At 51.7% G+C, this 11,545-nt stretch carries 8 protein-coding genes and 1 pseudogene; 1 reads left to right on the top strand and 8 read right to left on the bottom strand.

Features of this window, described 5'->3' with window-relative positions:
• Positions 1-38: 38 nt before the first annotated feature.
• From ACLTD4_RS21440 to ACLTD4_RS21410, 7 genes and pseudogenes are all read right to left on the bottom strand, one after another.
• Positions 39-1,091, bottom strand: a pseudogene (locus ACLTD4_RS21440) (LCP family protein); the annotation flags it as partial.
• Between the two features lie 97 nt (positions 1,092-1,188).
• Positions 1,189-3,018 carry an NlpC/P60 family protein gene (locus ACLTD4_RS21435; protein WP_117620678.1) on the bottom strand — a complete coding sequence of 610 codons (1,830 nt, stop codon included), beginning with the start codon at positions 3,016-3,018 and terminating at the stop codon, positions 1,189-1,191.
• A 94-nt stretch (positions 3,019-3,112) separates the two neighbouring features.
• Positions 3,113-3,850 (bottom strand): glycerophosphodiester phosphodiesterase, encoded by a 738-nt coding sequence (locus ACLTD4_RS21430; protein ID WP_412331546.1) that lies wholly within the window; start codon positions 3,848-3,850, stop codon positions 3,113-3,115.
• Between the two features lie 19 nt (positions 3,851-3,869).
• The gene (locus ACLTD4_RS21425; protein ID WP_117620676.1) at positions 3,870-5,264 is read right to left on the bottom strand and encodes an ABC transporter substrate-binding protein; all 1,395 of its coding nucleotides are present in this window, start codon (positions 5,262-5,264) and stop codon (positions 3,870-3,872) included.
• A gap of 90 nt (positions 5,265-5,354) precedes the next feature.
• On the bottom strand, positions 5,355-6,230 hold the full coding sequence (locus ACLTD4_RS21420) for a carbohydrate ABC transporter permease (protein WP_412331547.1): 876 nt from the start codon (positions 6,228-6,230) through the stop codon (positions 5,355-5,357).
• Positions 6,231-6,262: 32 nt separating this feature from the next.
• Positions 6,263-7,129 (bottom strand): carbohydrate ABC transporter permease, encoded by an 867-nt coding sequence (locus tag ACLTD4_RS21415; RefSeq protein WP_117620674.1) that lies wholly within the window; start codon positions 7,127-7,129, stop codon positions 6,263-6,265.
• 121 nt (positions 7,130-7,250) lie between these two features.
• The gene (locus ACLTD4_RS21410) at positions 7,251-8,372 is read right to left on the bottom strand and encodes an ABC transporter ATP-binding protein (RefSeq protein ID WP_412331545.1); all 1,122 of its coding nucleotides are present in this window, start codon (positions 8,370-8,372) and stop codon (positions 7,251-7,253) included.
• Positions 8,373-8,863: 491 nt separating this feature from the next.
• On the opposite strand from ACLTD4_RS21410, the gene glmS reads away from it, so the two are divergent.
• Positions 8,864-10,681, top strand: coding sequence for a glutamine--fructose-6-phosphate transaminase (isomerizing) (glmS, locus tag ACLTD4_RS21405; RefSeq protein WP_002604028.1), 1,818 nt, complete (start codon positions 8,864-8,866; stop codon positions 10,679-10,681).
• Between the two features lie 117 nt (positions 10,682-10,798).
• Here the strand turns inward: glmS and ACLTD4_RS21400 are convergent, their stop codons facing one another.
• Entirely contained in the window at positions 10,799-11,440 is a 642-nt protein-coding gene (locus ACLTD4_RS21400; protein ID WP_117620673.1) for an AAA family ATPase, read from the bottom strand.
• Between the last annotated feature and the right edge of the window lie 105 nt (positions 11,441-11,545).

The raw sequence follows: 11,545 nt of genomic DNA, 5'->3' as shown, positions 1-11,545 counted from the left end.
TAATGAATTTAAAAATTATAAAAATATTATTGTACATTATACAGGAACTGATGAAGCTGAATGACGTTGCTCTCCAGTGTCGTCGCAATTACGCAGTCCATTTTCCCGATTCTCATGGTTGTCCTTGAAAATGGGAAACCGGCTGTCTCGCCTATATGGTACTTTGTAATCCCCTTGGCAATCGTGAATAAATCATCGATCCCAATGCTCGTTGAAATCTGAGGGAATACCGTGGATACCAGTGTCTTTAACGTACCAAAATCGGCCTGTTTTGCCTTTTCCAGCGCCAGGGTCACAACCTTTCTCTGGCGTTCCGTTCTGTTAAAATCGGTATCCATCAGACGCAGTCTGGCATACGCCACCGCCTGCACTCCGTCCAGATGATTCATTCCCGCGCTCTTCAGCTGGTAGGAACCGATCCCAGTGGAATTAACCGTCTCAGTGATAAAACCGTTTATATAAGAAAATTCCGCATCTGTAATCTCAATATCCACGCCGCCCAGGATATTGATGGCCTCTGCCACCGCCTTCCAGTTAAATGTGGCGTAATCATCGATCTTTAAATCCAGGTTTTCGTTCAGCGCCTCTACTGCCTGCTTATGGCCGCCCTTAAAGTAGGCCTCATTGATCTTATGATACGTTCCTTCGCTGTTAATTTTTAAATATGTATCACGGAATACGGATACAAGCTTGATCTCCCCCGTGGCCTTATCAATGTTGCAGATCATCTCAACGTCGGACAGGGCGCCTTTTTCCAGTTTTCCATCGCGGGAATCCACACCGAATATTGCAATTGTCCAATATCCCTTCTGATTCGTTCCCTTTCCAAAAATCAAAAATGCGCTCACTGCCAATATGGCCAAAACGGCCAGTTCGATCATCAGCAGCCGTTTCTTCTTTTTCTTCTTGCGGATCCGTTCCTCCCGCAGTTTCTGGTGTACATCCGGGCGTCCCGCATATTCCACTCTTGGGTTTCTACCGTTGCCGTTCTCATAATACGCACGGCCGCTTAAGTTGTCCACCTTTCTTTTTGCACCGCTGCTGCGCCTCTTCTGTGCACGCATACGGTCTAATTCATCCTCATAATCCATAACAGGTTATTCAGTCCTTTCCTGTGATTTACTTTGGCAAACCTTACTTATTCTACCAGAAACAATCTTACTGTTTCTTGCTTTTCTCTTACATTTCTCAGTCAATCAGCTTTCTATAATAAGGCCAGCTGGCCTGCATGGTGCTGATGGTCACATTATTTACGCTTCCGCTGGACTCGTGCACCACCTTCATCCGATCCTCCGATTCCCAGGACAGGAACATGACGACATGCCCCTCGTCGCCCAGCCTGACAATAATATCTCCCGGTTTTAAGTCCTCTCTCGCCACAGCGGTGCCGCAGCCGGCCAGTCCGTCGGTGCTCTCCGCCTGAAGCCTCTTTCCCAGCGCCGACCAGTATACCCAGCTGATCCATCCCGAGCAGTCCAGTCCCTTCATCGTACGGCCCTTCTCATCGGCAGCCGTCAGGGAGCCGAAATGATTCCCATCGTAATCCGGCGCCGATGGCTTTCCGCCCCAGTAGTACGGGACTTTTCCCACAGAAGACAGGGCGTAGCGGATCAGGCGCCTTCGTTCCAGAGAGATGTCCGCAGGAAGAAGGCTTAAGTAGTATTCCATCTCAGACTGCGAAAGCGGATTCGAAATATAGGTGGACGAAACCGTCAGTCCATAGGCAGTCTTCCAGTCCTGGGCGGCCAGTTCCCGTACCGCGTTTTTATGTTCCTCGGTCCAGCCGGGAAAACCAGCTTTCGGTTCGGCGGCTGCCACTCCCTCCGCTATGGAGAACAGCGATTTTTCCGATGAAGAGGCGCCTGTAACAGTCGCAGTAATATGAAGGTCCACATGCCCCGGACACTTCGTCAGAGGCATTTTCTCTTCCTTGTCCGTTTCCTCCTCCTTATTCGTTTCCTCTGCCGTTTCTGTCTCAGCGGCTTTAGACGCTTCCATCAGTGCAATTCCAGGGCCAATCTCCGCTTTGTTCTCCTGTTCCCCGGCTTCTGCTGCTCCTTCCGCCATTTCACTCCCTGTCCCGTCTTCCGCTCCATAAACCGTTGTCTCTGAAGCGGACGGCACTCCCGGCCCAATCTCCGCCGGTTCCGGCGTCGCCTGTATATGATCTGCATCGGAGGCAGCCGCAGTCCCGTCCGCTCCGCTCTCTGTCTCCCCAGAGCCCGTCAGACCGTCTCCAGAGGCATTCTCCGGGTTCTCTCCCGAACCGGCGGTTCCTGCTGCCTCAGAGGCTTCCGTATCACCGGACGCATCCTCCAGACAGCCGTCACAGTAATACACCTCTCCGATGGAATAATGAATCGAGTGAGACTTGTCCCAGAGATTCAGCACGTAATTCAGAAAGGCATCGCTGTCCTCAGGATCCGTGTAATAAAAGTATGTATTTGCCATGGCCATGATTTCCTTGATATTGGAATCAGCCATAATTCTGTTTCCATTTTCATCAGTAAAGACCATGTCGATGCGCGACCACTCGGAGAGCAGCCAGCTGTCAGGATTGTCTTCTGTCTGCGATTCATCAAGCGGATTGCAGAGTCCCCGCACACGGTCCGCGGGAAGTCCCAGCTTTGCAGCGGCTTCTGCCGGCTTCCGGTTGGATAAATCATAGATGGAGGCCAGCCATTCCGAGTCTTTTACAGATAATTCACGGAGGATCTGCCCCGCCAGACTGTTCTGCGCATCCGTGCGGTCTGCGTCCTCCGGATAGAGATAAGCCAGATTGAGCACAGCAAGAGAAGGCGAAAATACTTCTTCCGCCTCCGTCTCCGGCACAGTTTCCACCGGCTTTGTTTCCTCCGGCACGACAGGCGGTCTGGAGACCACAGGCCGCGCCGGTTTATTTTCTGGTATATCATAGGATGAAAGATAAGACTGGGCCCCCGCATGAATCGCGGTTCCCACAAGAGCCATAAAAATGGCGGATATAGTCTGGTTTCTGACGGTTCTGTTTCGTTTCATCGGTTTTCATCTTCCTGTTATCGTTTCTAAAGTAAGAATATACCATATTGTCCCGTCAAAAAACAGAGAAAAAGAATTAATTGTTTATTAAGATTCAGTATCGGCTCATCTCGCGCACCACACGCAGCGCCACATCCGGGTAGTTGGTGATCAGGGCGGCAATCTTCTGCTCCGCATGGACCCTCATGGCCCCTTCCTCGTTCACAGTCCACACGTGGAGCGGCAGTTTCTTCTCCTTTGCTTCCTTGAGAAGCTTCCCGGAACGCAGGTGGTAGAGTGCCGGATGGAGCGCATCCACTCCCAGCTTCTTCCCGTAGGAAGCCACATGGATCCAGCCGTCCGAATACAGAAGTCCTGTTTTGGCATCCGGGTCCAGCCGTTTCACCTTTAAGAGGCTGGGATGGTGGAAGGACGAATAGATCACCCGGTCCTCCATTCCCATCTCCTTTACCAGCTTAACGGCCGCCTCTTCGATCCCCTTATAACGGACGATCCCCGTCTTCAGTTCGATATTTACGGTCAGCTTCGAAGGTTTGATAAGGGAAAGCACCTCTCCCAGCTCCGGAATCCCCGCATCCGCAAACTCCGGGTACAGCCTGCTGCATCGGAACTTCTTTAACTCCTTCATCGTAAAATCTGCCACACAGCCGCTGCCGTCGCAGATCCGGTCGATGGTCTCGTCATGTATTACGGCCAGAGAGCCGTCCTTCGTCATCTGGATATCCAGCTCCACTCCATCCGCGCCCTGGCTGACCGCCAGTTCAAATGCCTCCAGCGTATTTTCCGGCGCATAGGCCGACGCCCCTCTGTGTGCCCAAACCTTCGTTTTCATCGTCCCGTACTCCTTTTCTTTACTCGTTCAAGAGATTGTAATCCTCAATGGATTTATTGATGCTATCGGCCATCTTTGCCACCGTATCTTCCGGGGAAGTGCCGTTGTTTAACATATTTTCAATTTCTGTCTCCACGATCTGTCTCGCCTCTGGGAAAATGCTTAAGAGCGCCCCCGCTGACTGCGGTGTGGAATCATGAAGCTGGTCGATCGCCGTCTCAAACTGGGGATACTTCGCAATATTCTCCTGGAATACCGTCTCCTCATGTGCAGCCACGGTTACCGGGAAGTAACCGGTCTGGGAATTCCAGTAAGCCTGGCTGGCCGGAGAAACGAGGAATTTCACGAACTGCCAGACCGCGTTCTGTCTCGCCGGATCTTCGTTGTTCAGCGCCCAAAGGGAACCGCCGCCGATCGACACGCCGCCCTGGTCCTCGTCGCTCACCTTCGGGAAATAAGCGGTGCCCACTTCAAATTTGCCGTTTACGTCATTTAAGATCTGTTTTAACGAAGCGGTAGATCCAAGCGTCATAGCCGCCTTTCCTGCGCTGAAATCGGCCAGTCCGGCATCTCCTCCGCGTCCCACATTAGGCGCATACCCCTGGTCTGCCAAAGCCTTCCATGCGGTAAGCGTCTTAACGCCCGCGCCGTTTTTGTCAAAATCGACTGCCGTTGCCGCCGCGGTTCTTCCGTTGCCGTTGTCCGCATAGTCCGCGCCCTGTTTGGAAGTAAACTGTTCAAAGAACCAGCCGTAAATTCCCAGGGAAATCACCTCTCCGGCACCTCCCTTTTCGAGAAGCCCGTCTCCCACAGCCGCAATCTTCGGCAGGCTGTCCGGTATCTCCGTGATTCCCGCCTTCTCAAACATGTCCTTGTTATAATAGAGAATTGGAGTAGAGGAATTAAACGGCATGGAGTAAAGGACGTCATCCACCGTATAGTAGGCCGCGATGTTCGGTTCTACCTGGCTTAAGTCCCATCCTTCCCCGTCGATCAAATCCTGCATGGGGATCACCCAGCCGGAATCGATCATGAACCGGGTGCCAATGTCATAGATCTGAACGAGGTCGGCCCCCATACTGCCGATCTGGGCGCTCTTAAGCTTGTTGATCGCATCGTCATAGCTGCCCTGATACTGGGCTTCCACGGTGATTTTGTCTGTGTTCTCCTTATTAAACTGCTCCACCAGAGTATTGATCGCCTCACCGTTCACGCCGCCCATGGAATGCCAGAAGGTGATGGTTACACCATCCGCCTTATTCTCTGCCGCGCTGCTCTTCACCGCCTCTGTTCCCGCAGTCGTATCCTGTGCCGTCGTATCACTTTCTTTCGTTCCTGTCTGGCTGCTGCAGCCTGTCACGCTTCCTGCGGCCACCATAAGGGCCATGCAGGCAGCAATTGCATTTCTCTTCATGCTTATTCCTCCAGAATTTTCTTTCTTATTTTATCTGCATCGGGATTGCCGTGCGCCTCACTCGGCGCCGGTCTGCTAATACCGCCGGACCTAGCCTTTGACGGCGCCCGAAAACATTCCATGGATCAATTGTTTCTGTCCGATCAAAAATACCGAAATGGACGGTATAATGATCATCACCACGCCGGCAATCATCATGGATATGGACTGGGAATCCACACTGTCCAGCATTCCGATTCCGATCTGCACGGTCCGCATGGAATCAGAGCCGGTAACCAGCAGCGGCCACATATACATGTTCCAGGCGTTGATAAAGGTATAGACCGCCATAGCTCCGATCGCCGCCTTCGTAAGCGGAATCAGAATCCGGAAGATGAATTTCATATTCGAGCATCCGTCGATCTTCGCCGATTCATACAGTGAAATGGGAAACGTCATATAAAACTGACGAAACAGGAAGATCCCCATGGCCGATGTCAGGTACGGGATAATCAGCACCTGATAGCTGTCCAGCCATTTGAGACGGCTGACGGTTAAGTAATTGGATATGATGGTGGCCTCGCCCGGTATCATCATCGTCGCCATGACAATCATGAACAGGACATTTTTGCCTTTAAAGTCTAAAAAAGAGAAGGAAAATGCCGCCAGAGAGCAGGATATGATCTGCCCGAAGGTGATGGCGCCAGCCACGATAAACGAGTTGAGAATAAACCGTCCCAGCGGAATTTTTCTCATGGCCTCCTTAAAATTATCCATGGTAGGACTCGACGGAAACAGATTGAGTTCCGTGGTAAAAAGCTCACTGGAGGGCATAAAAGCGATGCTCACGGCGTAGAAAAGCGGCAGCAGGATCACAAAAGCCGCCACGATGTTGACAGCTGCCAGCGCGGTCCGTTCCACTCTTCTTTTGATCAGGGCCTTCTGATTGGCCTCCTGGTAGAGTCTGGCGATCTCCGCCTCGCTCATTTTGTTTCTCTCTGCAGTTATGGTAGAATCCATCAGTAGTTTACCCCCTTCTTCTCCAGCCGGAACATGCACAGCGTGAGAATCATAATGATGCCGAACAAAAGAACCGACTGCGCCGCCGCGCCTCCGAACCGGTAGTTAAAGAACGCATCCCGGTAGATCGAATATACGATTAAGTTGGTGGATTCTCCCGGCCCGCCCTGTGTCAGGACCTTGACCTGGCCAAAGGACTGAAAGGCCTGAATGATATTGACCACCAGCGTATAAAACAGAATGGGACTGAGTCCCGGCAGTGTCAGATGAAAGAATTTGGCCCACGCGCCGGCGCCATCCACGGACGCCCTTTCGTAGATCGATTCATCGATATTGCTGAATCCCGCACTGAAATACAGGAAATTGATCCCGCTGTTCAACCATGCGGTCACAAGAGCCACACAGAGAAGCGCATATTTCGGATCACTGATCCAGTTGATATCAAGTCCCGTCAGCTTGTTTACAATGCCGATGGACGGGTGAAGCATAATTTTGAAGATCATGGCTGCCGAACTGGAGGCGATCGCCATAGGAAGCGCATAGGCTGTGCTGAAGACCCGGATTCCCGGAAATGTCTTATTGCACAGCAGGGCCGTAAAGAGTCCCAGCAGCATGCTTACAGAGACCACAATCGCCACGAACACACCCGTTACCACGAGGCTGTTTAAAAATGAGGAGGACGTTAATAAGTCCTTATAGTTTCCGGCTCCCACAAAGAGCCTGGCCTGCCCCATTTTGTTCGTTTTATAGAGGCTTAAATAGATGGTCTTGAAAAAGGGATAGAACAGGAAAACCGCGAAAACCGCCAGGGCCGGGACGAGATAGGCGTATGGGCCGGCCTTTTTTACCATTGCTTTCACTTTCATTGGAATACTCACTCCTTACAGATAGAATAAAGAGTCCGTTTTGCCGGACTCGCGCGCCGGAGCGCGGTCGCTTTAGCGGCCATATTTCCTCAGCGCGTAGTGCGCATACCCCGTAGGGCTTTCATTTCACAGGACGAACTCCCCTATGAAATGTAATATTTTCTTCTGTCTCCATGTCAAACAGCTTAATGCGATCCATGTCGACAAAGACCGTCACCGTGTTTCCCGGTTCCGCTTTGAAATCCGGTTTCGTACGGACGCAGAGCTCATTTCGTCCGCAGTTTCCATAGAGAAGCTGTTCGGCCCGCAGCATTTCCCTGATTTCCACTTCAAGTGGAAGCGCATTTTCCCCGGGTCCCGTCTCATGAAAGTCTTCCGGCCTGATTCCCAGATACACCCGTCTTCCCAGGTATCCGCCTTCGATCAGCCGGGAGGCGCACATACGGTTTACATACAGTCTGCTGCTGCCAAATTCCAGGCAGACTCTCTCATCGCGCCGTTCCACCCACGCCGGCAGAAAATTCATCGCCGGAGAACCGATAAAACCAGCCACGAATTTATTCACGGGATTCTGATATAAATCCCCGGGGGCGGCAGCCTGCTGAATCTTACCACTCCTCATAACGACAATCCTCGTCCCCAGCGTCATGGCCTCCACCTGATCGTGAGTCACATAGATCACGGTAGCGCCCAGTTCCCGGTGCAGCTTCGAGAGCTCCACCCTCATCTGCGACCGCAGCTTCGCGTCTAGGTTGGAGAGAGGTTCATCCATGAGGTAAGCCTTCGGCTCCCTTACAATCACACTGCCGATCGCCACTCTCTGCTTCTGGCCTCCCGACAGCGCGTGTGGTTTTCTGTCCAGCAGATGGGCGATATCCAGGATTTTTGCGGCCTGCCTCACCCGTCTGTCGATCTCCTCCTTCGGTGTCTTCCGCACCTTCAGCCCGAAGGCCATGTTCTGATACACCGTCATATGAGGGTACAGCGCGTAGTTCTGAAACACCATGGATAAATCTCTGTTTTTTGGTTCCAGCATGTTGACCAGCTGACCGTCAATCCAGAGCTGACCGGAGGAAATGTCCTCCAGCCCGGCGATCATACGGAGCGTCGTCGACTTCCCGCACCCCGACGGTCCCACCAGAATCAGGAACTCCTTATCCCTGATATCGAGGTTCACATCCTTCACCGCCTCAAAACCGTTCTTATAGGTTTTGCACACATTTACTAACGATAAACTCGCCATAATATTTCCTTCCTTTTCTTTCCGGTATGCTCTAATTTTATAAGGGCAATGTAAAATGAAAAAGAAAGTTTTGGTAAAATGGTTGTAAACCTTCTATTGACGCACAAAGTTGTTCGGGATATAATAGACTAAATTTATGAGGAGGCATAAATTTCAATAGCAAAGCTAAGCGCCATGCACCTGTAAGTACGAGCGTGAACGGTGAAGACCGGTACTGAAGGTTAACGAGGAGAAGAGTTTATCGAAGAATTCGGCGGATGCTCTTCCATGCCATCCGGGCGTGTATCCTGAACGAAATATGCGGGTAACCGCAAAACAAACGCGCAGGAACCGGACTGATACGACTAAACAGCATAACAGACTAAAATGACAGACTGACAGACAAAAATTAAAACCGAAGCTGAAAAAGCTGCCGTTCTCAAAGACGAGAAACAGACAGTCTCTTTTTTGTGCGGCCTTTTTTCAGAAAAACTGAGAGGAGATCAACAACTATGTGTGGAATTATTGGTTATACAGGACCCCTGGACTCTAAAAAGATACTTTTAAACGGACTTTCCCAGCTGGAATACCGCGGGTATGACAGCGCCGGAGCCGCGCTTTGCATGGAGAACTCCCACATCTGCCTGGTCCGCCGGACCGGCAAGGTGGCAAACTTAAAGGAGACGATGGAACGGATCACAGACGTCTCCCACTGCGGCTTAGGCCATACGAGATGGGCGACCCACGGCGGTGTGACAACACAGAACACCCATCCCCATCAGGCCGGAAAAGTCACTCTGGTCCACAACGGGATCATCGAGAATTACCATCAGCTGACCGAACAGTTTCACCTGGAAGCTAAGCTTCATTCTGAGACAGACAGCGAGGTGGCCGCCTGGGTGCTCGACAGCCTCTACCAGGGAGACCCGCTGGAGGCCATCACCAGGCTTGTAGCCCTGATTAAGGGCTCTTACAGCTTCTGTATCATGTTCGAAGACTACCCGGGAGAGATTTATGCCATCCGGAACGTAAGCCCTCTCGTAGCGGCTTACACGCGTTCAGGCTCCTTCGTGGCCTCGGACTTAACGGCGCTCATCCCTTATACAAGACAGTATTTTGTCGTCCCCGAAGACCATATCGTGCGTCTGACCTCCTATAAGGTCCACCTCTACAACCTGCAGCGCCATGAAGAGATGCCGGAACTGATGGAAGTAAACTGGAACATGGATGCCGCCATGAAAAACGGCTTTCCCCATTTCATGCTGAAAGAAATCCACGAACAGCCGGAGGCGCTGCGAAACACCATACTCCCCCGTCTGAGCAAGGGGCTGCCCGATTTTACCGACGATCAGATCCCGGATGACGTGTTCACTTCCTGCTCCCAAATCCACATCGTGGCCTGCGGCACTGCCATGCACGCCGGGATGGCAGCCAGGAGCATGATGGAGCCCCTTCTTCGAATCCCGGTCACAGTGTCGGTAGCGTCGGAATTCCGTTACGAGGAGCCCCTGATCGGCGAAGACACACTCGTCATCATCATCTCTCAGTCCGGAGAGACCATCGATACGCTGGCCGCCATGCGGCTGGCGAAGAATTACGGCGCGGCCGCCTTATCCGTCGTCAATGTAAAGGGGTCCACCATCGCAAGGGAGAGTGATTACACGCTCTATACCCATGCAGGCCCTGAAATCGCCGTAGCCAGCACGAAAGCCTATTCCGTGCAGCTGGCCGCCCTCTATATGATTGGCTGCCGTATGGCCCTTGTGCGGGGCAAATACAGCGTCCCCCAGGCCACCGAGTTCATGAAGAAGCTGTTGGAGGCCATTCCCGCCATGGAGGCCATGATCGCTCAGAAAGATTCCATCAAGGCTCTGGTCACACATTTAATCAACAAACCCGATGCGTTTTTCATCGGCCGTGGACTGGATTACTCCTTTTCCCTGGAAGGCGCGCTGAAGCTGAAGGAAATCTCCTATATTCACGCGGAAGCCTATGCGGCCGGCGAGCTGAAGCACGGTACCATCGCTCTGATCACAGAGGAGGTACCTGTCATCGCTATCGCCACACAGGAAAAAGTCTTCGCCAAGACCATCTCCAACATCCGCGAGGTCAAGGCCCGCGGCGCCTTCGTAATTCTCATCACCAAGGAGGACGCCGTCTTAGATAGAGGAGTCGCCGATATTCATATCCGCATTCCGAAGATCGGGGACCGTTTTACCGTCTTCCCTATCGCGGTCGTGCTCCAGCTGATCGCCTACTACGCCTCCACCGGCAAGAATCTCGATGTGGACCAGCCGAGAAACCTGGCAAAATCCGTTACCGTGGAATAAGAACGAAGAACGGCCGCAGAATCAATGATTGATCCTGCGGCCGTTCCCCGTTCTTCCCGCGAGCGGCGGGTCTTTAATTCCCTGATGCTCCCGTTTCCGGGACCCACATCGGTTAGTTTAAGTATTCTTATTCAGCCACTCCTGCTTGGTTTCCGCGAATGCACGAATCATCTTCACTGCACCGTCAACGCCTACCGCGCTCCGGTTGATGCAGAGATCGTAGCTTCTCGTATCGCCCCACTTCTTGCTGGAGTAGTAATTATAGTAGCTTGCACGCTTTTTATCGGTCTTCACCATGATGTCTTTTGCCTTTGCATCATCCACATTGTAAAGCTTCTTCAGGGAAGCGATGCGGTCCTCGTCGCTGGCCGTAATAAATACGGACACTACCTTCGGATAATCGGACAGCGCATAATCGGCGCATCTTCCGACGATCACACAGGACTCCTGATCTGCCAGCTGTTTGATGGTATCAAACTGTGCAAGAAATATCTTATGATTAATCGGCATATCCATATAGCCGGACGTCGTATATCCCATGGAATAGGTATCCATTACCAGGGAATACAGAAAGCTGTTGGTCGGCTTTTCGTCATGAGTCTCAAATAATTCCTCGCATAAACCGCTGTTCTTGGCTGCCAGTGCCAGCAATTCCTTGTCGTAGCACTTCACGCCCATCTCCTCGGCTAACTTCTGTCCGATGATCTTACCGGAACTACCGCATTGTCTTCCTATTGTAATTACTAAATTTCCGCTCATATAGACCGCTCCTTCCAGTTATCTTATATGCCTATTATACATCAAAGTTTCAGAAAAATCTATATATTTATATATTTTTAACAGTTTCTTTAAAGTGTTTCTTTA

The sequence above is a fragment of the Hungatella sp. genome (assembly GCF_046966825.1).
Note: the sequence above shows the minus strand (reverse complement) of the source record. Positions and strands in the feature narration are given on the sequence as shown.

What these genes read in the sequence shown, in the direction of transcription:
- ACLTD4_RS21435 (WP_117620678.1), bottom strand. Translation starts at nt 3,018, where the DNA reads ATGAAACGAAACAGAACCGTCAGAAACCAGACTATATCCGCCATTTTT.
- ACLTD4_RS21430 (WP_412331546.1), bottom strand. Translation starts at nt 3,850, where the DNA reads ATGAAAACGAAGGTTTGGGCACACAGAGGGGCGTCGGCCTATGCGCCG.
- ACLTD4_RS21425 (WP_117620676.1), bottom strand. Translation starts at nt 5,264, where the DNA reads ATGAAGAGAAATGCAATTGCTGCCTGCATGGCCCTTATGGTGGCCGCA.
- ACLTD4_RS21420 (WP_412331547.1), bottom strand. Translation starts at nt 6,230, where the DNA reads ATGAGCGAGGCGGAGATCGCCAGACTCTACCAGGAGGCCAATCAGAAG.
- ACLTD4_RS21415 (WP_117620674.1), bottom strand. Translation starts at nt 7,129, where the DNA reads ATGAAAGTGAAAGCAATGGTAAAAAAGGCCGGCCCATACGCCTATCTC.
- ACLTD4_RS21410 (WP_412331545.1), bottom strand. Translation starts at nt 8,372, where the DNA reads ATGGCGAGTTTATCGTTAGTAAATGTGTGCAAAACCTATAAGAACGGT.
- glmS (WP_002604028.1), top strand. Translation starts at nt 8,864, where the DNA reads ATGTGTGGAATTATTGGTTATACAGGACCCCTGGACTCTAAAAAGATA.
- ACLTD4_RS21400 (WP_117620673.1), bottom strand. Translation starts at nt 11,440, where the DNA reads ATGAGCGGAAATTTAGTAATTACAATAGGAAGACAATGCGGTAGTTCC.